Genomic DNA, 22,608 nt, shown 5'->3' on the forward strand with positions numbered 1-22,608 from the left:
CTTCTGAGGCGATCGGTCGGGCGATGCGTAACAGAATGCGCGAGGTCACGTTGTCGGCAGTGCGCCGATTTTCGCGCGAGCGGCGCGGCGGAGTGGGGGTGTTCGTCGCCTGCGCGATGCCGCTGCTGGTGAGCTTCGCGGCGTTCGCGGTCGATTACGGCACGGTGCAACTCGACGCGCGGCGGTTACAGGGGGTGGCCGATGCCGCGGCACTGGCGGGCGCGACCGCGCCCGACGCGGCACAGGCGGACGCCGCGGTGCGCGCGCTGGTGGCGGCGAGTTGGACCAAGGCGACGGTGGTGCGCACCGTGTCTGGTCGCTACCGCGCCGATCCGCAGATCGCGATGGCGCAGCGTTTCGCCCCCGGCGCCAACGGAGATGCCGCGCAGGTGCAGGTGGCAACCGAGTCGCCGACCTATTTCGCCAGCTTCTTCGGCATCCCATCGGTGCGGATCGTGCGCCAGGCAACGGCGCAGCGGCGCGCGGCGGCGAGCTTCTCGGTCGGATCGCGGTTGATCGGACTGGAAGGCGGGGTGCTCAACGCGTTGCTGTCGGCGCTGACCGGGCGGGCGATCACGCTGGGCGTGTTCGACCACCGCGCGCTGATCGAGTCGAACGTGGACGTGTTCACGTTGCTCGACCGGGTGAAGCTGCGCGCGAACCTGTCGGTCAACGACTACGGCGAGCTGCTGGCGGCGGATGTGCGCGTGTCGGACGTGTTCGGCGCATTGTCCGACACGCTGAGTGCGAGCGGGCAGGCGGGTGCGGCGGGCGCGGTCGCGCGCGTGAACGGCGCGGTTGGCGGACAGACGATCCGTTTGGGCACCTTGATCGATGCCGGCCCGTTTGCCAGGCAGGCGAGCGGAGGAACGGGCGCGGCGCGAATACCGGTGCTGCCGTTCATGACGACGGTTTTGGAGACGAACGGCCCGCGCCGGCTCGCGCTCGATCTGGGAACAACAGTGCCGGGCGTCGCGTCGCTGAAGATGCAGGTCGCGGTCGGCGAGCGCGCGCAATCGTCACCGTGGCTGGCGGTGACCGACAAGAGCGAGACAATCGTCAGAACGGCGCAAGCCCGCCTCTACGCGCACGCGCGGCTGGCGCCGACCTTGCTGCCGGGCTTGTCGAGCCTCGCCTCGATCGACCTGCCGTTGTTCGTCCAGGTCGCGGGCGCAGAGGCGCGGTTGAAGACGATCGATTGCAGCGGCTCGCCGCGCAGCGTGACGATCGAGGGGCGCGTCAGCGCGCTCGACGCCGCGATCGGCACGGTGGACGAGAGCAAGCTCGACGATTTCTCGCGCACGATCCAGCCGGCTGCCGCCCGCATCCTGAACACGCTGGTGATCGACGTCGACGCGAGTGCGCGCGTGTCGCTCGGCGCGGCGGAGCCGTGGCAGGAACGCCGCTTCACGCAGGCGATGATCGACGGCGCCAGCGTGCAGACGATCCGGTCGTCGGCCATGATCCAAGGTCTGGTGGTATCGTTGACGCGCAACGTGACCCTGACGCCACGGTTGTTGGGTTTCCTGCCGCTGCCGGTATCGTCGCTGCTCAGCGCCGTGACGCAGTTGCTGGCGGGGGTCGCGGCCCCGCTGGATGACGTGTTGAACGCGGTTGCCGGAGGCTTGGGGCTCGGGATCGGTGAGGCCGACCTGCGGGTGAACGGGCTCCGGTGCGGAAACGCGGTGTTGGTGGGCTGACGCGAACGCCAGCCCACCGGGATCGGTCAGAAGCGGAACGCGGCAGTGGCTCGGATCGAGTGCCAGCGGAAGTTCTGGTCGCTGCGCGCAAAATCGGTGCCACCGGTGCCGGGCGCGAGGATGAAGGGATTGTTCGCAGGCGTGGTGCCGTTCGAACCGGCACGCACGCGGTAATCCTCATCATCATACTGGTGGAACAGATATTCGAGGCCGATCGAGAAGTGATCGCCGATGCGCTGCTCGACGCCGCCGCCGCCCTGGATACCGAACTGGTTGCGCTTGCCGCGCTGCGCGAAGCCGTTCGCTGTGTTGGTGGTCAGGAATTCACGGTCGATCCGGGCATAGCCGGGGCCGAACGTGCCGTAGAACAGCGTCGAATTGTTCGGCGTGTAGCCGGCGCGTGCGCGGATGCCAGCTTCCCATTGCAGGTCGCGGTACATCACGTAATTGGCCGGGGTGGTCGAGAAAGCCGACACGCTGTCGTTGATCTCGCTTTTGCCGAACTCGCCGACGACGCCGACGACGAACTGCCCCATTTGCTGGTCCAGGCCGATGCGACCGTAATAGGCCCAGCCGTCCTTGTCGTTGCGGCAACCGGCACCGGCCGGCTGTGCAGGAGCGGCGGCCGCGGTGCGACCCGGCGCGTTGACGCTGGTCGCGCGACCGTTGCAGAAGCCGGGCGAGAAGGCGTTGGCACCTGCTGCCGTCGTCACCGCATCACCGAACCGACCGTCGAGGTTACGATCGAACAAGATGGTGGAACCACGGTCATTGCCCTGGACATCGTAGCCGCCGGCGGCGCCGACGTAGATGCCGCTGAAGGTCGTCGTCGTTTCCTGTGCGGCGGCAGGTGCGGCCACGAGCAGCGCTGCTGCACCGGCGAGCAGATTGATCTTCATTATAGTCTCCCTGTCAGTCGCGGCGCAAACTTACGAAAGCATCACTTCGTTGCATGACAAATCGTTGCCGCGTTGTGCCCCTTCTGTTCGCACGCGCGCGCGCCTATAGTCGGAAGTATGGCCGACGATCTTTTTGCCTCATCCACCGCGAGTGCGGGTGGTTACGACGCGTCCTCGATCGAGGTGCTCGAAGGGCTGGAGCCCGTGCGTCGCCGGCCTGGCATGTACGTCGGCGGCACCGACGAGCGCGCGTTGCATCATCTGGCGGCCGAGGTGCTCGACAATGCGATGGATGAGGCGGTCGCAGGGCATGCGACGCGGATCGAGGTGACGCTGGAGCCGGGCAACCGGTTGACGATCACCGACAACGGCCGCGGCATTCCGGTCGACCCCCACCCGAAGTTTCCCGACAAGTCGGCGCTGGAGGTGATCCTGTCGACGCTACACTCGGGCGGCAAGTTCGCGGGGAAAGCCTATGCGACCAGCGGCGGTCTGCACGGCGTCGGCGTGTCGGTGGTCAACGCTTTGTCGGCGGAGACAATGGTCGAGGTCGCGCGCGAGCGGCAATTGTATCGCCAGCGGTTCAGCCGCGGGCAGACGGTGGGCGCGTTGGAGCATGTCGGTGCGGCGCCCAACCGGCGTGGCACGAGCGTGTCGTTCGTGCCCGACCATGAGATCTTTGGCCCCGAGCTAAGCTTCAAGCCGGCGCGGCTGTACAAGCTCGCGCGGTCGAAGGCGTATCTGTTCGCGGGCGTCGAGATCCGGTGGAAGTGTGCGGCTGCGCTAATTTCTGACGACACGCCGGCCGAGGCGGTGTTCCAGTTTCCGGGCGGGTTGGCCGATCACCTGCGCGAGCAATTGGGCGGGCGCGAGTGCGCGACCGCGGACGCGTTCTCGGGCACGCAGGACTTCGCCGATGGTCCGGGTGGCGTGAAGATGGGCAAGGTGGAGTGGGCGGTCGCCTGGCCGTTGTGGAGCGAGGGCAGCTATAGCTGGTATTGCAACACGATCCCGACCCCCGATGGCGGCACGCACGAGCAGGGCTTGCGTCAGGCGCTGGTGCGCGGGCTGCGGCAGTTCGGCGAGCTGGTGAACAACAAGCGGGCGAAGGAGCTGACCGCCGACGACGTGATGGTCGGCAGCGAGTTGATGTTGTCGGTGTTCATCCGAGATCCGCAGTTCCAGAGCCAAACCAAGGACCGGCTGACCAGCCCGGAAGCCGCGGGGCTGGTCGAGAAGGCGGTGCGCGATCATTTCGACCATTGGCTCAGCCACAACATGGAGCGCGGACGCGCGCTGCTCGGCTACGTGCTCGAGCGGATGGACGAGCGGCTCAGGCGCAAGCAGGAGCGCGAGGTCAAGCGCAAGACCGCGACGAGTGCGAGGAAGCTCCGCTTGCCGGGCAAGCTGACCGACTGTTCGGCCGATGCACCCGCGGGGACGGAATTGTTCATCGTCGAGGGCGACTCGGCGGGCGGCAGCGCCAAACAGGCGCGCGACCGCAAGACGCAGGCGATCCTGCCGATCCGCGGCAAGATCTTGAACGTCGCCAGCGCCACCAGCGCGAAGATTGGCGCAAACCAGGAGATTGCCGACCTGGGACTGGCGCTCGGCTGCGGGACGCGCAAGGACTGCGTTGCGGACAATCTGCGGTATGAGAAGGTCATCATCATGACCGACGCCGACGTCGACGGTGCGCATATCGCGACCTTGCTGATGACGTTCTTCTTTCAGGAGATGCCCGACATCGTGCGGCGGGGGCATTTGTATCTGGCGCAGCCGCCGCTCTACCGGCTGACGCATGGCGCCAAGAGCCTGTACGCGCGCGACGATGCGCACCGCGCCGAGCTGGAACGCACCGTCTTTCGCGGCAAGAAGGTTGAGGTCGGCCGGTTCAAGGGACTGGGCGAGATGAACCCGGGGCAGTTGCGCGAGACGACGATGGACCCCGCGTCACGCTCGCTGATCCGCATCACGCTGCCGCAGGAATATGAGGAGCGCGCGGGCGTGAAGGATTTGGTCGACCGGTTGATGGGGACCAACCCGGCGCACCGCTTCGCGTTCATCCAGGAAAATGCGGCACGGTTGGACGAGGAAGCGATCGACGCCTGACGCGCCGGTGTCGCGGGAGCGCATCGCGCGCCGGTTGTGCAGTGCAACCGGCCTTTGTACTAGCTACCCGATACGGTCGTCCCGCGACCGGTGTTCTCGGCCGCGTACAGGCCGGCTGCTAGGAGCCGACGATTGAGCCTGTTGCTTTGGACCAGCGTGTCGGTCGCCGCGATGACGCCGGGCGCGTTCGAGAACGCGCTGTTCGCCGATCAGCCCGCCGCCGCGACGATCGACGCCACCGCAGCGCTCCCCATTGTCATGCAGCAGGCCGCGCCCGTCTCTACGGCGCAGTCGGAAACAATTGTCGCTCAGCCTGCCGAGCCCGAGATCGTGCCGCCGCCGGTTTTCCGCACGCTGCCGCCCACGGCTGCGCAAGGCGGCGCAGCCGCGGGGAGCGACATCGTCGTCACCGGCGAGCGCCGCGGGATCGCGCCCGACCCGTTCCGTTCGGTCAACGAAACCGCGTTCAAGGCGACGCAGGCGGTCGACAGCGCCATCACCGGCCCCGCCGCGCGCGTGTACAAGAAGACGCTGCCACGCGAGGTGCGCAACGGCATCCACAACTTCCTGTACAATTTCCGCGAACCGGTGGTGTTCCTGAACTTCCTGCTGCAGCACAAGATCGGCAAGGCGGCGGAGACGTTCGCGCGGTTCGCGATCAACACCACCGCGGGCGTGGCGGGCGTGTTCGACGTCGCCAAGAAGAAGCCGTTCAAGCTGCCGCGGCGCAGCAACGGTTTCGCCAACACCTTGGGCTTCTACGGCGTGCCGAACGGGGCGTTTCTGTTCCTGCCGATCACCGGGCCGACGACGGTGCGCGACCTGTTCGGCGGCGCGATCGACCGGCTGATCCTGCCGTTCACCTTCGGCCGCCGCGTGACCAAACCCGAGTTCGTGATCCCGTTTGCGACGCTGAGCGTGCTCGATCACCGGTCGGAGTTCGACGATACGTTGAAGAAGCTGCACGAGAACGTCGACGATCCGTACGCCAATTCGCGGACCTTCTATCTGCAGCGCCGCCAGGCCGAGATCGACGCGTTGAAGCGCGGTCAGCCGCTGGTCGGCGGCATGACCGAGCCGCCCGCCGACGTCGACGAGCGCGGGCGACCGGTTCGCGCGGAGGAGCCGGCGGGGAGTGCGCCTGCGCCGGCCAGTACGCCTGCGCCGGCGAATGCGCCTGCCGCGGTTGATGCGCCGCGCGCCGAGCCGGTGCCGGCTGCTGCTAACGACAATGGCGATGGGGCAGCTGCGATGAGCGACGTGGTTGCGCCGGTGGCGGTCGATACGGAGCGGGTGCCGGCGGCTTGATTGGCGACCTAACACGCCCTTCTCGTGACCCTGGACTCGATCCGGGGGTAACGCTTCTTACGCGTGACATAGAAGGCAGCGGGATCCCGGATCAAGTCCGGGATGACGGTGCGTGGTATCGGTCAGACCCCCTGCTAACAATCGAGTGCGGTCAGGCGATCGCCTCACGCCTGGTGCCGCGGTAGAGCCACCACACCAGCGCCAGGAACAGGATGGTCCCGCCGATCAGCGCGAGGTGGGTGAAGGTTGGGCCGACCACCGCGAGCGGCGCGTCGCTGCCCGTCGCGGCGACGATGCCGGCGAACACGACCTGCCACAGCGACTCGCCGACGATCATGCCGGTCGCGACGAGCACGCCCAGCCGTCGCGCGAACTCGGCGTCGCGGGTGCGGTCGGCCCAGCGGTCGTAGAGGTGGCCGACGACCGCGCCGATCGTGACCGGCAGGATCACCGCCATCGGCAGGTAGATGCCGATCCCGATCGCGAGCGGGGGTAGGCGCAGCCGCCCCGCGCGCCCAAGCGCTGCGTCCATCGCGATGAAGATCACGCCCGCCACTGCACCCCAGCCGAGCATCGACCAATTGAGATTGCCGCCAAGCACCCCTTGCGCGAGTGCGGAGATCAGCCCGGCCTGCGGCGCGGCGAGCGCGTTGGGGCCGGCACCGGGCGCGCCCGCGAAGCCGAAGGCGGTCTGGAGCAGGTCGAGCACCGGCGCGATCACGATTGAGCCGAACACGACACCGATGATGAGCGCGACCTGCTGCTTCCACGGCGTCGCGCCGACGAGCTGGCCGGTCTTCAGGTCCTGAAGGTTGTCGTTGGCAATCGTAGCGATGCCGAACACGATGCCGGTGACGATCAGCGCGTAGGCGACCAGCGCCTGCGTCTGTTCAGGTGCCACGTCGCGTCCGACCAGCCCGACGAGCAGCAGCGAGGCGGCGAGCACCGCGAGGATGCCGATCCCCGACACCGGCGAGTTGGACGCGCCGATCAACCCGGCCATATAGCCGGTCACCGCGGCGATCATCAGCCCGACGACGACCACGAACACCAGCGCGCCCGTGATCAGCAGCGCGGCGGAACCGGCGAGCGGCCCGCCCGACAGCACGCTCCACAGCAGCCACGCGATCGGCAGCAGGATCGCGAGCGCGCCGCCTGCGACGAGGCCGATCGGCAGGTCGCGTTCCTCCAGCGCGAGCGTCTCGCCGCTGCCGCGCGCCGCGCTGGCGGCGAGTGCGCTGCGAATGCCGCCGACGACCGGCCCGGCGATCTTGAGCAGGGTCCAGATCGCGGCGACGCCGATCACGCCCGCGCCGAAGAAGCGCACGTCTTGGCGGAAGATCGTGCTCGCCCACTCCTCGACCCCGAGCGTCGAAGGCGCCTGCGCGGTCAGGAACGGCAGCAGGATGAACCAGCCGGTGACGAGCCCGACCGCCTGCGCCAAGCCCACCGACAGCCCGACGAGGTGCCCGACGCCGAACAGAGCGAACGACAGCCCGCCCGCGATGCCGGTCGCGCCCGAGCCGACGCGGAACCAGGTCGCAGCCTCGGCGGCGGCGAGCTTCATCTGCGTCAGGATCGCGAACAGCGCGGAGACGACCGAGCCGCGCACGAGCACGCGCAGCCCCGCCTCGCTCTCCTTGGCACCCGCTTGCGTGTTCGATCCCGCCTGCAACACCTCGGCGGCGGCGCGGCCCTCGGGGTAGGGCAGGTCGCCCCCGACCACGAGCGCGCGGCGCAAGGGAACCGAGAACATCACGCCCAGGACACCGCCGGTCGCGGTGATCGCGCTGGTCGTCCAGAATGGAAAGCCGCTCCACCAGCCGATCATGACGAGCCCGGGCAACACGAACACGATCGCGGCGAGCGTGCCCGCAGCGGAGGCGATCGTCTGCACGATGTTATTCTCGAGCATGTTGCTGCCCGGCAGCAGTCGGAGCACCGCCATCGAGATCACTGCGGCGGGGATCGAGGTGGCGAAGGTCAGCCCGACCTTTAATCCCAGATATGCGTTGGCGGCGGTGAACAGGAGCGTGATGACGCCGCCGAGCACGATGCCGCGCAGCGTCAGTTCGGGGACGTCGATCGGGCTTGTGGTAGGACCGGTGGTCGAGGCTGTGCTTGGGCGGGTCATGCGCCCGTCATCGCGGCCGATGCGCTGCAATGCAACCGCGTGGGGTAAGCGCTCTGCAATCATCCGCGATGGTGATCGGCCGCGCTGAAGGGTTCGAGCGACGTTACCACGCCACCGTTCCTGAACCACGATGTGCGACAGCGCGCGGTTGGCGCTGGCCCCGTGCCAGTGGCGTTCGTCAGGGGGTGAAGCGGAGGACGCCGCCGGCGTCGACTTCCTCGACCGGCGCACCCTCGCGCTGGCCCAGCCGCGGCCGAATGTGACGATCAGCGCTTGGCCGAGCAAATGCGTGTGCGAGTTGGTGCGCGTGCCGGGCTCGAAGGTGACGTGTGTGTCGGCGACCTGCGACAGCGGCTCGGCGGCGAACAGCGCATCGATGCGGGCGGTGCCGGTGAACCAGTCAGCCGGACTCTTCGCGGAGGGATGAGTAGCGCCGCGGGTGATCTGCATGAACGCCCATCCGCAATGACCGGCAACGAACGCTTGTGCCGCGTGAAGGTGCACGCGCTCGACACCCGCGCGGCGCTCGCTTAGTCGGCGCGGTTGAGCGAAAGGCCGGGCGAAGGGGCGAAGGACATGGCGGATACGCTGAAGGTGGCGCTGGCGGGGCTGGGCACGGTGGGTGGCGGCGTGATCCGCCTGCTCGACGAGAACCGCGAGCTGATCGCGCGACGTGCGGGGCGGCCGATCGAGGTCGTCGCGGTGTCGGCACGCGACCGTAGCAAGGATCGTGGGCTGGACCTGTCGCGCTTAGCCTGGGTGGACGATACGACGCAATTGGCTAACACTGAGGCCGACGTGGTGGTTGAGCTGGTCGGCGGGGCGGATGGCCCTGCGTTGGCACTCGCGCGCGCGACGCTGGCGGCGGGGAAGGGCTTCGTCACCGCGAACAAGGCGATGCTGGCGCACCACGGGCTGGAGCTCGGCGCGGCGGCGGAGAAGGGCGGCGTCGCGCTCAAGTTCGAGGCGGCGGTTGCGGGCGGTATTCCGGTCATCAAGGGTCTGCGCGAGGGTGCGGCAGCGAACGCGATCGGGCGCGTGACCGGGATATTGAACGGCACGTGCAACTTCATCCTCAGCCGGATGGAAGCGGAAGGGCGCGACTTCGCCGACGTGCTCGCCGAGGCGCAGGCGCTAGGGTTCGCCGAGGCCGATCCGTCGTTCGACATCGACGGGGTGGACGCGGCGCACAAATTGTCGATCCTGGCGAGTATCGCGTTTGGCACGCGCCCGGCGTTCCCGGCCGTGGCGGTCAGCGGCATCCGCCACGTGCTCGCTGCCGACATCGCGGAGGCCGCCGCGCTCGGCTATCGCGTGCGGTTGGTTGGCGTGGCAGAAGCGGGGGAGCACGGGCTGTTCCAGCGTGTCCATGCGCATCTGGTGCCGGCCGATCACCCGCTGGCGCACGTGACGGGCGCGACCAACGCAGTGGTCGCGGAGGGCAATTACGTCGGCCGCCTGCTGTTCCAGGGCGCGGGTGCGGGCGAAGGACCGACCGCGAGCGCGGTGGTCGCCGACCTGATCGACATCGCGCGCGGCGAGTTCGGGCCCGCCTTCGCGATGCCGGTCGAGGCGCTGGTCGCGGCAGAGGCGGCGGACAGCGGTGAGCGGCGCGGGCGCGCTTATCTGCGCTTCACGGTCGCGGACCGCGTCGGCGTGCTGGCGGAGATCGCGGCGGCGATGCGCGATGCGGGCGTGTCGATCGAGAGTTTGATCCAGCGTGGCGCCAATCCGGGCGGCAGCGTGCTGGTCGCGATCGTGACGCATGAGGGGCCGGAGCGTTGCGTTGCGGCGGCGTTGGAGCGGTTGCGCGGATCGCAGAGTTTGGTCGGCGAGCCGTTGTGGATGCATATTCTGGGGTGAGGTGAGCGCTGGCGTCACATCGCCTAGTCTCTTTACGTCACCCCGGACTTGATCCGGGGTCCGGCTTGTTCAAGCGGCATAAGTAAGAAGCGGGATCCCGGATCAAGTCCGGGATGACGGGGCGGAGTTTCGTGTCGCACCGACCCACCCCCGACCCCTCCCTTTCAGGGAGGGGAGTAGAAAAGGTTACGTGTCGGACGCGAAAAGACCGCGGCGCGCCCCGGAGCCGCGGCCTTCCTGTCCTGATATGCTGTAACAGATTAGTAGAGCGTCAGGCGACCTCGGCCGTCAGCACCTCGTCGGGCTCGCGCAGCACGTAGCCGCGGCCCCAGACAGTCTCAATGTAATTTTCGCCGTCGCATGCCATGCTGAGCTTCTTGCGCAGCTTGCAGATAAACACGTCGATGATCTTGAGTTCGGGCTCGTCCATTCCGCCGTAGAGATGGTTGAGGAACATTTCCTTGGTCAGCGTCGTGCCCTTGCGAAGCGAGAGCAGCTCGAGCATCGCATATTCCTTGCCGGTCAGGTGGACGCGCGCGCCGTCGACCTCGACCGTCTTCGCGTCGAGATTGACCGCGAGCTTGCCGGTCTTGATCACCGATTGCGAATGGCCCTTGGAGCGGCGGACGACGGCGTGGATGCGCGCGATCAATTCCTCGCGGTGGAACGGCTTGGTAACGTAATCGTCGGCGCCGAAGCCGAACGAGCGGACCTTCGAGTCCATCTCGTTGACGCCCGACAGGATCAGCACCGGGGTCGACACGCGCGCGACGCGGAGCTTCTTGAGCACGTCATAGCCGTGCATGTCGGGCAGGTTGAGGTCGAGGAGGATGATGTCGTAATCGTACAGCTTGCCGAGGTCCAAGCCCTCCTCGCCCAGATCGGTCGAGTAAACGTTGAACCCCTCGGTCGAGAGCATCAGGTCGATCGCCTTGGCAGTGGTCGGCTCGTCTTCGATCAAGAGTACGCGCATCTGCTGTTCCCCGTGTTCCGAACCCGCGCCCTGTCCCTGTGGTCCCGCGAGTCTGGCCGATAAATTAACTATCCGCCTTCTGAACGCAAAAGGTTAATTCGGACTTAAGCGCGCTCGTTCATTCCTCTTTCCGGCCGTTAACGGGAAAGCGCGGCGTCCCCTTGGCGGTGAACAACCGTCGTTCGCGCGTCGTGGGGATGTTCTCGCCCAGCATTTCGCGCAGGTAGAGGCTGCGTGTCAGCGTAAAGGCGACGACCAGGATGCCACCGGAGAAGAACAGCCCGAACAGCCCGAACACCGCGCCCGTCCCGATGATCGCGAACAAGCTGAGCGCGGGCGGGATCGAGATCACGCGGCTGGTGACGAAGGGCGTGACGAAATTGGTCTGGATGACACGCACGATCGCGAACACCGCCAGCGCGCCGATCAACTGATCGGTCCCAGCGGTTGCAGCGAGGCCGAGCGCGGGGAGCATCGCAGCCAGCGGGCCGACATAGGGGATGAACTCGCTGATCCCGGTCAGCAAGCCGAGCAGTGCGGCGGAGGGCACGCCGACGAACCACAGGCCGATCCCAACCATCGCACCCATCGCGGTCATCTGAATCAATTGCGCGCGCAGCCACAGCAACAAGGTCGAGCCGACGTCGCCGAGCGCATCCTCGACCGCGGCGCGTTTGGTGGGGGGCACGAGCAGCAGCGCGCCGCGCTCGTACACCTTGGGGTCGACTGCGAAGAAGATCGCGCCGAACAGCACCAGCACCGCGTTCAGCAGCAACTCGCCCGCGCCGCGCGCGAGGCTGCCGATGTCCTGCGCGACGCGGCTGCCCGCGAAGGCGGCGCGGGCGGCATCGGCCACCTTCGCGCCGACCGGCGACTGCGACATATAGTTCTGCAGGTTCTGGAGCAGGCCGGGCAGCGACACGACGAGCGTATTGACTTGTTGCCGGAACTCGACCCCGAACAGCCAGCCGAGTGACCCCAGGAAGCCGAGCACCGAGGCGACGCCGAGCCCGAGCGCCAGTTTGTGGTGCACGCGCAGATTGCTCTCGTAGAGCTCGGCGATCGCGTGGATGACGATCGCGATCAGGATCGACCCGAAGGCGAGGATCAGCAGGTTGCGCGCGAGGTAGAGCGCGGCCAGCACCGCGACGATCGCGATCAGCCACAATACGCGCCGGATGAAGCGCGCGTCGTCGGCATCGGGGCTGAGCCGGTTCATGCGGCGCGGGCGAATCGTTGCATGCGCGACACAACGTATGTTCGCGCAAAAGGTGACGCGGGTTTGTTGTGGGGCGGTCGCGCGTGGGTGTGGAACCCGGCCTCGACCGTCACTCCGGACTTGATCCGGGATGACGGTGAGGGAGCTTGGCTAGGCTGATCCGGCCTAGATGTGAATCGGGCGGTCGTAGGCGGCGAGGACGCTCTCGTGCATCATCTCGCTGAGTGTCGGGTGCGCGAACACGGTTTCCTGTAACTCGGCCTCGGTCGTCTCGAGCTGGCGCGCGATGACGTAGCCCTGGATCAGCTCGGTAACTTCCGCGCCGACCATGTGCGCGCCGAGCAGCTCGCCGGTCTTGGCATCGAATACCGTCTTCACGAAACCGTCCGCCTCGCCGAGCGCAATCGCCTTGCCGTTGCCGATGAAGGGGAATTTGCCGACCTTCACCGCGCGGCCGCTTTCCTTGGCCTTCGCTTCGGTCAGGCCTACGCTCGCCACCTGCGGGCGCGAGTAGGTGCAGCCAGGGATGTTCCACGTCTCAAACGGGTGCGGCTTCTCGCCCGCGATCGCCTCGACGCAGACGATGCCCTCGTGGCTCGCCTTGTGCGCTAACCACGGCGCGCCGGTCACGTCGCCGATCGCGTACACGCCCTCGACGTTGGTGCGGCCGAAGCCGTCAACCTTGATCTGGCCGCGCTCAGTCGAGACGTCGAGCTCCTCGAGCCCGATGTTCTCGGTGTTGGGGACGATGCCGATCGCGACGATGACGTGGCTGTAATCCTCGGTCTTGGACTGACCGTCCTTGCCTTTGATCGTCGCCTTCACGCCTGCGGCCGAGGTGTCGATCTTTTCGACGCCCGCGCCCGTCACGATGCGGATGCCTTCCTTGGTCAGGCGCTTTTCCATGAAGGCGCTGACTTCCTCGTCCTCGACCGGAAGGATGCGCGGCAGCATCTCGACCACGGTCACCTCGGCGCCCATGTCGTTATAGAAGCTGGCGAACTCGATCCCGATCGCGCCCGAGCCGATGACGAGCAGCTTGGTCGGCATCACCTCGGGCACCATCGCGTGGCGGTAGGTCCAGATGCGCTTGCCGTCGGCCTTGGCGAACGGCAGGTCGCGCGCGCGCGCGCCGGTGGCGATCATGATGTGCCTCGCGGTCAACTCGGTCGTCTTGTCGCCCTGCGTGACCGTCAGCTTGCCCTTACCGGTCAGCTTGCCGACGCCTTCGTGGACGGCGATCTTGTGCTTCTTCATCAGGCCCTTGACGCCGGCGTTGAGCTGGCCCGCAACCTTGCGGCTGCGATCGACGATCTTGCCGAGATCGAAGCCGATGTTGTCGGCCTTCAACCCGTAATCGGCGGCGTGGGTCATGTAGTGATAGACTTCGGAGGTGCGCAGCAGCGCCTTGGTCGGGATGCAGCCCCAGTTGAGGCAGATGCCGCCCAGCCGCTCGCGCTCGACGATCGCGACCTTCATGCCCAACTGGCTCGCGCGGATCGCGGACACGTAGCCGCCCGGACCCGAGCCGAGCACGATGAGGTCGTATTGGTCAGCCATTTACGTCAACTCCCGGGCTTGCCGCCCTGTTCGCTCGCACCGCTCGTGCGAGCGATGCCGTTTGATCCGGTATAGGGTTTGCGCGGCCTGAGATCAGGCGTCGACCGGGCGCGGGCGGCGGTCGCGGTCGATCGCGACGAAGGTGAAATGCGCCTCGGTTACCTTGCGCGTCGTCTCGCGGTGGCGGTCGCGCGCGTGCGCCTCGACCGCGATCGTCATCGACGTGCGGCCGACCTTGACGATCTCGGCATAGACGCTGACCTCGTCGCCGACGCGAACGGGGGCGTGAAACTTCATCCCCTCCATCGCGATCGTGACCGCGCGGCCCTTGGCACGGCGTGCGGCGACGAGCCCGGCGGCTGAGTCCATCAGGCTCATCAGCCAGCCGCCGAAGATGTCGCCGTAAGCGTTGGTGTCCGCGGGCATGGCGGTGACGCGCATCGCGGGGTCGCGGAAGCTCGGCTCCGCCACGTTGATCTCGTCACTCACCGCGCACTCTCCACACTTCGCGCGCGCTCAGCACGCCCATCGCCAGCATCGTGGCCGCACCGACCAGCCAGATCGTCTCATACCCCTGCGGATAGCTCCACGCCGCGCCCCAGAAGACGAGCGCGGTGAAGCCCAGCCCGAGCAGCCCCCAGGCGACCTCGCGGATCACCGGATTGAGCTCGAGCGGGGTGACGTGTCGCCGCGTCATTCGCCCGCTCAGGCGAGCATGCCCAGCGGGTTCTCGACCAGGTTCTTGAACGCCTGCATCAGCTCGGCACCGTCCGCGCCGTCGATCGCGCGATGGTCGAAGCTGCCGGTCGCCGACATGATCGTGGCGACGCCGAGCGTGCCGTCCTCCATCACCCACGGCCGCTTCTCACCCGCGCCGACCGCGAGGATCATGCCCTGCGGCGGGTTGATGACCGCCTCGAACTGCTTGATGCCGAACATGCCCATGTTGCTGATCGACGCGGTGCCGCCGGTGAACTCTTCCGGCTTCAGCTTCTTGTCGCGCGCGCGGGCGGCGAGGTCCTTCATCCGGGTCGAGATTCTCGACAGGCTGGCGGTGTCCGCCTCGGTGATGACGGGGGTGATCAGCCCCTCGGGCGTCGACACCGCGACCGAGATGTCAGCGCGCTTGAAGGTGACGAGCTCGTTCGGCATGAACATCACGTTGCACTTGGGCACCTGGATCAGCGCGGCGGCGAGCGCCTTGATCATCAGGTCGTTGACCGACAGCTTGACGCCGCGTGCCGACAGGCTGGCGTTGAGGTCGCCGCGAAGTGCGAGCAGCTTGTCGAGGCGCACGTCGACCGTCAGGTAGATGTGCGGCACGGTCTGCTTCGACTCGGTCAGTCGGCGCGCGATCGTCTTGCGCATGTTGCTGAGCTTGGTCGTCTCGTGCGGGACGTCGGGGATCTGCGGCGCGGCGGCGGCCGCAGGTGCGGTGGGGGCGGGAGCGGCTGCGCTCGGCGCGGGGTGCGATGCCTCGGCCTTGGGCGCGATGGCGCCGCCGGGCTTCGGCTGCTCGACGTCGGCCTTGACGATGCGGCCGTTCGGGCCGCTGCCCTGGAGCTGCGACAGGTCGAGGCCCTTGTCGGCGGCGATGCGGCGCGCGAGCGGGCTCGCCTTCACGCGGTCGCCGTCGTGCTGCGCGGGAGCGGTGGCGGGCGATGCAGCCGCCTTGATCTCGTCACGCGCGACCTGATCGTCGGCCGGCTTGCCGTGGTCTTCGACGTCTTCGCCCGCAGGCTTGGCTTCGCTACCGGTCTTGTTCGGGTCTTCGGGCGAGGGGCGCGGTTCGCTCTCCTTCGCGGCAGGCTCGGGCGTGGTCTCGCCCGCTTCCTCGCCGTCGCCGTTCAGCAGCGCGATCACCGCGCCGACCTTCACGCCGTCGGTCCCCTCGGGCACGGTGATCTTGGCGATCGTGCCTTCGTCGACCGCCTCGAACTCCATCGTCGCCTTGTCGGTTTCGATCTCGGCCATGATGTCGCCGGACTTCACCGTGTCGCCTTCCTTCACCAGCCATTTGGCGAGCGTGCCTTCCTCCATCGTCGGGGAAAGGGCAGGCATCTTGATCTCGATCGGCATGGCAAACCTTTGCGCGAATGCTTTCCTGGGGATGCGCGCGTCTCTCGCCCCCAGACACCGTAGCGTCAAGCCCGCGGCTTGATGCAGGTCGCTTGGCCCGGCCGGCAAAGCCTAGTAGCTTGGTAGGTGAGAAAGGCTTCCTTCCATGCGCATCTACCTGACCGTGATCGACGATACGCCCGAGGCGGAGATCGCGCTGCGCTTCGCTGCCAGGCGCGCGGTGAAGACCGGCGGCGGCGTGGAGATACTCGCGCTGATCCCGCCGCAGGAGTTCATCGCGTTCGGCGGCGTGCAGGCGACGATCGAGGACGACCAGCGCCGCCACGCCGAGGGGCTGGTGCAGCGCGCGGCGGGCACGCTGCTGGAGGAATCGGGATTGCGCCCGTCGCTCACCGTGCGCAGCGGCGACGGCCCCAAGGTGATCCGCGAGCTGATCGCCGCCAACCCGCAGATCGCGGCGCTGGTGCTGGGCGCGGCGGCGAGCGGCGTGCCGGGCGAGCTGGTGGCGCATTTCGCGGCCGATGCGGGCAGCCTGACGGTGCCGCTGATGATCGTGCCCGGCGGGCTCGACCGCGAGGCGATCGACCGGCTGAGTTGAGCGCGGGGTTGAGCGGCGGATCGTTCGCGGCCACAGTCCTGCGCCATGAACCGATCGCTCCTGCTCGCGGCGTTGCCGCTCGTCCTCGCCCACCCTGCCAACGCGGCGCGGCGCACGCCAGCACCGGCAACCTCCACGCCGCGCGAGGCGCCGTCGCAGGAGCGGATGCGCGCAACCGTGGAGAAGCTCGTCTCGTTCGGCACGCGCCATTCGCTCTCGTCGGCGACCGACCCGGTGCGCGGGATCGGCGCGGCGCGGAGCTGGACCGCGGCGCAGTTCGCTGCGCTGTCGCAAGCGTGCGGCGGCTGCATCACGACCGAGCGACTGTCGCGCCGCTTCGTCGGGCCGCGCGCGCCCGACGGCGTGGTGATCGAGGACGTGCTGGGGATGCAGCCGGGTAGCGAGCCCGGCCGCTACGTGATCGTCGGCGCGCATATCGACAGCCGGGTCACCGACGTGATGAACGCGACCAGCGACGCGCCGGGGGCGAACGACGATGCGTCAGGCGTGGCGCTGGTGCTGGAAGCGGCGCGCATCCTGTCCAAGAGCAGGTTCAAGGCGACGATCGTCTACGCCGTCTTCTCGGGCGAGGAACAGGGATTGTGGGGCGCGACGCTGCTCGCCGATACCGCCCGGGCGCGCGGGTGGCAGGTCGACGCGATGCTCAACAACGACATCGTCGGCAATTCGATCGGGCAGGGCGGGGTGGTCGACGCCAATGGCGTACGCGTCTTCTCCGAAGGAATCCGGTCGAGCGAGTCGCTGGCGGAAGGGATCGAGCGGCGCGGGATCGGTGGTGAGGACGACGGGCCGAGCCGCGCGCTGGCAAAGGCGATCGACGGCGTGGCCGACGCGTTGCCGGGCAGGTTCGACGTGGTGCTCGATCGCCGGCCTGACCGGTTCGGCCGCGGGGGCGACCACGAGCCGTTCCTGAAATTGGGTTTTCCGGCGGTGCGCTTCTCGGTCGGGGCGGAAAATTGGGATCGCCAGCACCAGGACGTGCGCACCGAGAACGGGCGCGTCTTCGCCGACACGATCGAGGGCATGGACTTCGCCTATCTGGCCAAGGTGACCGCGATCAACGTCGCCACGATCGCGCGGATCGCAGGTGCACCGGCGGCGCCGGCGAGCGTGTCGGTCGCGGGTGCGCTGACGCGCGATACCATTGTCAAGTGGCCGGCGGTGCCGGGTGCGGCAGCGTACAAGGTGCGCTGGCGGTTGAACGACCGACAAGACTGGAGCGATGCGCAGGTGGTGACGGGGGCGACCACGACGCTGCTCAAGAACGTGCCGGTCGACGATCACTTCATCGGTGTCAGCGCGGTGGGTGCGGACGGTGCGGAGAGCCTAGTGACCTTCGCCGGGCGCGATCGCGGGTGAACCTGGGAGATCAGGCTGCCGCGTTTCGCGGGTTTGGTTGGGTTGGCGGCTCTGGACCTCACGGTGTGGAGCGGGCCGGATAGCTGAGGCGGGCGCGTGTACGATAGCATTCGGTGGTCTGTTGGTCCGGCACCGTAGTTGATCCGGTGTGCTGCAGCCATCTCGTTCGGCCCACGAAAGCAGCGGGATCCCGGATCAAGTCCGGGATGACGGGTAAGATGATGTTGCGCGCCGACCGCCAGCGTCGTTCGGTGCAGGGCCCCACAAATGACAACGCCGCCCGGCCGGTGATCGGCGGGGCGGCGTTGCGGTTGCGTCAGGCAGTGCGCGTCAGCAGTTGCACTTGCCCTTGTAGCGATAGCCTTTGGCGTGGCCGGAGGAGGCGTCCTCATACACTTCTTCCTCGACCACGCTCGATCCGGCGCCGCCCGAGACGGTGACGGTGGTGATCGTGGTGCCGGGATAATACCAGCCGTTGGCGTAATAGCCGGCCGATCCGGCGGTGCTCGACGTGGTCACGACGGCGCCGTTGCCCGCCACCACGGCGGAGCCGGGATAGGCGATGCGCGGGCCCGGTGCAGGAACGGGACCAGGGCCGTAGCCCTGCGGCGCGTAACCGGCACCGTCGGTGCTGTAGCGCGTGACGCCCGAGTAGGTGGTCCCGGCATAATCGCCGCCGTAGCGACCTTCCTGATAAGCGACCACGGGTGCGCCCTGGGCGGGGTAACCGCCTTGAGTTACGTAGCTGCCACCCTGCGCGGCGTAGCCGGCGCCGGGTGCCGCATAGGGTGCGCCGTAGCGCGGGCCGCCCGGCGGCGCGACCGGCACGCGGCCGGCGCGATCGTTGCGGTCGATCTCGCGTCCGACCAGCGCACCTGCACCCGCACCGATCGCGGTGCCGAGCAGGCGGTTGCCGCGCCCGGCGATGACGTTGCCGGCCACCCCGCCCGCAACGCCGCCGATCACCGCGCCACCCAGGCCACCGTCGCGGTCGCGCCTCGGACCGTCATAGCCGCGCCCGTCGACGTAGCCGTTGTCGTATTGACCGTCGGCGTAGCCGTTGTTGTACCGGCCATCGGCATAGCCGTTGCCGGCGTAACCGGCGGCATAATCGCCCTCGCGGTAGGTGTAGTCGACGCCCTGGCCGTCGAACTGATCCCAGCCGATCCCGCCGACGCTGTCGTACACCGACCCGCGACCGTCGACGAGCACCGCGTCGTCATAGTAGCGCGACCAGCTATAGCCCGCCGGCGGCGTGTAGAGGCCGTAGCCCGACCAGTCGTTGACGAAGAAGTTGGGCGACACCCAGTAGCTCGGCAGCACGTAACCGCGCACCGGACGACGATAAGCAGCGTAACCGCCCGGTGCGCGCATCCCGCCCCACCAGCGATTGTTGATGTGACCGCCCCAGCGCGGACGATTGACCGGGTGCGTACCATTCCAGCCACCCGGCCGCGGCGTGTTCCAGTGGCCGGCCGGGCGCGGCATATTCCAGCCACCGGGGCGCGGCACGTTCACGCCGCCTGGGTGAGGCATGTTCATGCCACCCGGACGCATCGGCCCCACGCCGCCGCGCGGGCCGGCCTGGGCGGGTACCGCGACGATGGCGGCGGTGGTGGCGGCGATCATCAGCAAGCGCATGGCCGTTCATTCCCTGTCAAGGTGATGCGCTGTCGAACGCGCTTCACGTTTACCGGTTGCTTACCAAGACGCAGATCGTCTCGCCACTGCAACGACCGTCCCGGATCGGGGCAGCCGAGCGCGGGGCATCAACCAGTTCTGTTAGGGAGTCTGGAAGGGCTCATGCTCTTGCCCCACGCTGTGTCCGAAAGAAGGAAGAAGCGGGATCCCGGCTCAAGGCCGGGATGACGGAGGGGAGGGTAGATTATCGGCGTAGTCGCGTGACGCGAGATCGAGGCTCGATCCAGCGTCATGCTGGGCGCAGCGTCAGACCGACGCGCCCGCGATGCGAGGGGCGAGCAGCGCCATCAGCCGTTCGCAGCCGGCGGCGTCCTCGGCATCGAAGCGGCCGGGCGCGGGGCTGTCGAGGTCGAGTACGCCGATCAGGCGACCATCGGCGACGATCGGCACGACCAGCTCCGACGCGCTGGCGACGTCGCAGGCGATGTGGCCGGGAAAGGCGTGGACGTCGTCGACCCACTGCGTCGTGCGCGTCGCCGCCGCGGTGCCGCACACGCCCTTGCCGAGCGCAATACGGATGCACGCCGCCTTGCCCTGAAACGGGCCGAGCACGAGTTCGTCGGCGAGCACGCGATAGAAGCCAGCCCAGTTGAGGTCAGGCAGATATTGCCAGACCAGCGCCGCGGCATTGGCCATGTTGGCGACCGCATCGGATTCGTTGGCGGTCAGTGCGTCGAGCGCGGCGTACAGGTCGTGGTACAACTCGGCCTTGGAGCCGGCGGCGATGTCGAAGGCGTACATGGGGACGACCTAGAACCGTGACGGCGTGGATGCCAGTGTCTGCTCGTATCCGAAGGGCGCTGGTGTTCGCGTGACATGGGTCGTAGCATCGAGGCATGATACCCCTCCGTTCTGCCCTGCCGATGCTCGCGCTTACGCTCGCGATAGCGCCGCCGTCCGGTGGAAGCGCGGCGGTCACGCTGCTGCCAGCGCAGATCGTGGCACAGGCCGATGCGCCCCTTGGCATCAAGAGCAGCCTTCGCGACCTGGGCCGTATCAATCCCGTCGATATCGCGGGCGTCGGCTCGAAGCAGGGGGCGGAGGTGGCGCAGACGCTCAGCCTGTTCGGCCGCGAAGATTTGATCGCCGCGCGAAGCAGCAACTATCGTGCGAATGGATGCGCCCCCTTGGCGGGGGCCGGCGATGTGCTGGACGAGATTGCGCGGCGTGCCAAGCAGACGTCGATCGTGATCGTCAACGAAAGTCACGAGCGTTCGGAACATCGCGGCTTCACGGCCGAAGTGGCCGAGCGGTTGCGGCCACTCGGCTACACGATCTTCGCCGCCGAAGCATTTTCCAACCCCGAGCCGGGCCAGCAGCGCTTTCTTCCGTCGTTCCTTACCCGACCGAAGCAGCCATATCTCGCATACGGCGACGGCCATTACATCGCGGAGGCAGGCTACGGACGCCTTGCACGCAGGGTGAAGGCGCTCGGTTACAGATTGGACCCTTACGAAATCACCTTCGATAAATTGCAGGCGAGCAGGGGCGGTGCCGACGAGCAGGTAGCGGTGCGTGAGGAAGAGGAAGCGCTGAACCTTCTCGCGATCATGAAGGCGCATCCGGGTGCCAAGATGCTGGTCCACGTCGGCTACTCGCACGCGATGGAGGTGCCGACCGAGCAAGGTGGGCGCCGGATGGCGATGCTGTTGAAGGCGAAGACCGGGGTCGATCCGCTGACGATCTCGCAGACGACGTGCCGCGGCGGGTCACCTGCGCGACGTCTCGCGGTCCTGCCGGCCGGCGAGCCTGCGGGCGCGTTCGACCTCGTCGTCGATCATCCAGCCGCGACCTTCGTGCGCGGGCGTCCGACCTGGCGGCAGCGCGCCGGCGACCGCATCGTCGAGATCCCGGCGTCGCTGCGTCCGACGTCGGGTTGGCGCGTGATCGAGGCGCGACCGGTGGGTGAGCCGACGACCTCGGTTCCGCTCGACCGTGTCGCGATCCGCGCCGGCGAGGATGTCGCGCTGATGCTGCCGACTGGTCGGTATGAACTGCGCGCGATCGCGGTGCCATACGTGAAGCCGGAGGCGTGAGGGTCAGTCCAGCCGGACCTTGCCGCGGCCGGCCTTGACCGCGCTGCGGCCTTTCTTCTCGTCGACGCGGCGGGCCTTGGCGGCGCGGGTCGGCTTCGTCTTCACGCGGCGGGCCTCGCGTTTCTCGGCCTCTGCCAGCAACTCGGCGAGGCGTGCGCGCGCGTCCTGTCGGTTGGCTTCCTGCGTGCGGTGGCGCCGCGCGACGAGGACCAGCGTGCCGGATGCGGTCAACCGGCTGCCGGCGAGGACGCGCAGGCGGCGGTAGGTCTCGGGCGAGAGGCCGAGGCGGAACACGTCGACGCGTAGCTGGCAGGCAGTGGCGACCTTGTTGACATTCTGTCCGCCAGGGCCTGTGGCGGCGAGGAAACGCTCGTCGAGCGCGTCCTCGGGTATCTCAACCATCGAAACCGAGCGAACGGAAACGCTCGGGCCAGGGTGCCTCGGCGACGATCGGTTCCTTGGTGCCGCGCGGCACGGTGAGCGCGGCGGCGTGCAGCATGGTGCCGCCGGCGTGCGCATTGCCGTAGGTCGGGTCGCCGGTGACAGGATGCCCTAGCCCCTCGAGCGCGTGGACGCGGATCTGGTGCGTGCGGCCGGTTTCGGGGCGGAACTCGACCAAGGCGCGGCCGTCGTGCGTGCCGAGCAGCGTCCAGGCGGTGCGCGCCGCCTTGCCGCGCGTGTCGCCGGTCATCCACCAACCGCGCTCGACGGTGGAATGTTTGACGAGCGGCAGGTCGATCATGCCGCTCTCACCCTCGGGCACACCGTCAAGGATTGCGACGTAGCGTTTCTGAACCGCGCCAGCCTCGAACGCCTGCTGGAACCGCGCGTGCGCCTTGGGGTTGCGAGACAGGAGCAGGCAGCCGCTGGTGTCGCGGTCGAGCCGGTGCACGGCTTGCGGCCAGCGCTGAAAGCCGAACGTAAGGGAGTTGAGGTGGTTTTCGAGAGAGATCGCGCCGTCGCGCGGGCGATCGACGGGGAGCCCGGCGGGCTTGTCGATCACCAGCGCTTCGCCGTCCAGAAACAATACGCGTTCGCCAAGCATG

At 67.9% G+C, this 22,608-nt stretch carries 19 protein-coding genes; 7 read left to right on the forward strand and 12 right to left on the reverse strand.

Annotated features, from left to right (window positions below):
• Positions 1-35: 35 nt before the first annotated feature.
• Positions 36-1,700 carry a pilus assembly protein TadG-related protein gene (locus tag HRV97_RS07400; protein ID WP_174193472.1) on the forward strand — a complete coding sequence of 555 codons (1,665 nt, stop codon included), beginning with the start codon at positions 36-38 and terminating at the stop codon, positions 1,698-1,700.
• A 26-nt stretch (positions 1,701-1,726) separates the two neighbouring features.
• Here HRV97_RS07400 and HRV97_RS07405 read toward each other — a convergent pair whose 3' ends face one another.
• Positions 1,727-2,599: an outer membrane protein gene (locus HRV97_RS07405; RefSeq protein WP_174193474.1), complete on the reverse strand. Its 873-nt coding sequence runs from the start codon at positions 2,597-2,599 to the stop codon at positions 1,727-1,729.
• 117 nt (positions 2,600-2,716) lie between these two features.
• On the opposite strand from HRV97_RS07405, the gene parE reads away from it, so the two are divergent.
• Together parE and HRV97_RS07415 are read left to right on the forward strand one after the other, a co-directional pair.
• Positions 2,717-4,711: a DNA topoisomerase IV subunit B gene (gene parE / locus HRV97_RS07410; protein WP_174193476.1), complete on the forward strand. Its 1,995-nt coding sequence runs from the start codon at positions 2,717-2,719 to the stop codon at positions 4,709-4,711.
• Between the two features lie 132 nt (positions 4,712-4,843).
• A complete protein-coding gene (locus HRV97_RS07415; protein ID WP_174193478.1) occupies positions 4,844-6,019 on the forward strand; it encodes an MlaA family lipoprotein in 1,176 nt (391 codons plus the stop codon).
• A 151-nt stretch (positions 6,020-6,170) separates the two neighbouring features.
• Here HRV97_RS07415 and HRV97_RS07420 read toward each other — a convergent pair whose 3' ends face one another.
• Positions 6,171-8,153 carry an OPT family oligopeptide transporter gene (locus tag HRV97_RS07420; RefSeq protein WP_174193802.1) on the reverse strand — a complete coding sequence of 661 codons (1,983 nt, stop codon included), beginning with the start codon at positions 8,151-8,153 and terminating at the stop codon, positions 6,171-6,173.
• A gap of 576 nt (positions 8,154-8,729) precedes the next feature.
• On the opposite strand from HRV97_RS07420, the gene HRV97_RS07425 reads away from it, so the two are divergent.
• On the forward strand, positions 8,730-10,016 hold the full coding sequence (locus tag HRV97_RS07425) for a homoserine dehydrogenase (RefSeq protein ID WP_174193480.1): 1,287 nt from the start codon (positions 8,730-8,732) through the stop codon (positions 10,014-10,016).
• A 271-nt stretch (positions 10,017-10,287) separates the two neighbouring features.
• Here HRV97_RS07425 and ctrA read toward each other — a convergent pair whose 3' ends face one another.
• The 6 genes from ctrA to HRV97_RS07455 form a co-directional block, all read right to left on the reverse strand.
• On the reverse strand, positions 10,288-10,989 hold the full coding sequence (gene ctrA, locus HRV97_RS07430) for a response regulator transcription factor CtrA (protein ID WP_174193482.1): 702 nt from the start codon (positions 10,987-10,989) through the stop codon (positions 10,288-10,290).
• Positions 10,990-11,107: 118 nt separating this feature from the next.
• Positions 11,108-12,208 (reverse strand): AI-2E family transporter, encoded by a 1,101-nt coding sequence (locus HRV97_RS07435; RefSeq protein ID WP_174193484.1) that lies wholly within the window; start codon positions 12,206-12,208, stop codon positions 11,108-11,110.
• 165 nt (positions 12,209-12,373) lie between these two features.
• Positions 12,374-13,768, reverse strand: coding sequence for a dihydrolipoyl dehydrogenase (lpdA, locus tag HRV97_RS07440; protein WP_174193486.1), 1,395 nt, complete (start codon positions 13,766-13,768; stop codon positions 12,374-12,376).
• 93 nt (positions 13,769-13,861) lie between these two features.
• Complete coding sequence (locus tag HRV97_RS07445) at positions 13,862-14,209, reverse strand: acyl-CoA thioesterase (RefSeq protein ID WP_174193803.1); 348 nt, start codon at positions 14,207-14,209, stop codon at positions 13,862-13,864.
• 40 nt (positions 14,210-14,249) lie between these two features.
• On the reverse strand, positions 14,250-14,465 hold the full coding sequence (locus HRV97_RS07450; protein ID WP_174193488.1) for a hypothetical protein: 216 nt from the start codon (positions 14,463-14,465) through the stop codon (positions 14,250-14,252).
• A gap of 8 nt (positions 14,466-14,473) precedes the next feature.
• Positions 14,474-15,847, reverse strand: coding sequence for a pyruvate dehydrogenase complex dihydrolipoamide acetyltransferase (locus tag HRV97_RS07455; protein WP_174193490.1), 1,374 nt, complete (start codon positions 15,845-15,847; stop codon positions 14,474-14,476).
• Positions 15,848-15,992: 145 nt separating this feature from the next.
• Here HRV97_RS07455 and HRV97_RS07460 point away from each other — a divergent pair, with 145 nt between their 5' ends.
• Complete coding sequence (locus HRV97_RS07460; protein WP_174193493.1) at positions 15,993-16,445, forward strand: universal stress protein; 453 nt, start codon at positions 15,993-15,995, stop codon at positions 16,443-16,445.
• Positions 16,446-16,490: 45 nt separating this feature from the next.
• Positions 16,491-17,825, forward strand: a complete 1,335-nt coding sequence (locus tag HRV97_RS07465) for a M20/M25/M40 family metallo-hydrolase (protein ID WP_174193495.1) — start codon at positions 16,491-16,493, stop codon at positions 17,823-17,825.
• 330 nt (positions 17,826-18,155) lie between these two features.
• On the opposite strand, the gene HRV97_RS17360 is transcribed toward HRV97_RS07465, so the two are convergent.
• The gene (locus tag HRV97_RS17360) at positions 18,156-19,466 is read right to left on the reverse strand and encodes an RcnB family protein (protein ID WP_246248588.1); all 1,311 of its coding nucleotides are present in this window, start codon (positions 19,464-19,466) and stop codon (positions 18,156-18,158) included.
• A gap of 306 nt (positions 19,467-19,772) precedes the next feature.
• A complete protein-coding gene (locus tag HRV97_RS07480) occupies positions 19,773-20,267 on the reverse strand; it encodes a GAF domain-containing protein (protein WP_174193497.1) in 495 nt (164 codons plus the stop codon).
• A 95-nt stretch (positions 20,268-20,362) separates the two neighbouring features.
• On the opposite strand from HRV97_RS07480, the gene HRV97_RS07485 reads away from it, so the two are divergent.
• A complete protein-coding gene (locus HRV97_RS07485; RefSeq protein WP_174193499.1) occupies positions 20,363-21,562 on the forward strand; it encodes a hypothetical protein in 1,200 nt (399 codons plus the stop codon).
• A 3-nt stretch (positions 21,563-21,565) separates the two neighbouring features.
• Here the strand turns inward: HRV97_RS07485 and arfB are convergent, their stop codons facing one another.
• Complete coding sequence (arfB, locus tag HRV97_RS07490; RefSeq protein WP_174193501.1) at positions 21,566-21,964, reverse strand: alternative ribosome rescue aminoacyl-tRNA hydrolase ArfB; 399 nt, start codon at positions 21,962-21,964, stop codon at positions 21,566-21,568.
• Entirely contained in the window at positions 21,957-22,607 is a 651-nt protein-coding gene (locus HRV97_RS07495) for an RluA family pseudouridine synthase (RefSeq protein ID WP_174193503.1), read from the reverse strand. Before HRV97_RS07495 ends, arfB begins: the two co-directional genes overlap by 8 nt.
• Position 22,608 lies beyond the last annotated feature (1 nt).

Origin of the sequence: Sphingomonas hominis, from assembly GCF_013328205.1 — a bacterium.
Classification (GTDB): domain Bacteria; phylum Pseudomonadota; class Alphaproteobacteria; order Sphingomonadales; family Sphingomonadaceae; genus Sphingomonas; species Sphingomonas hominis.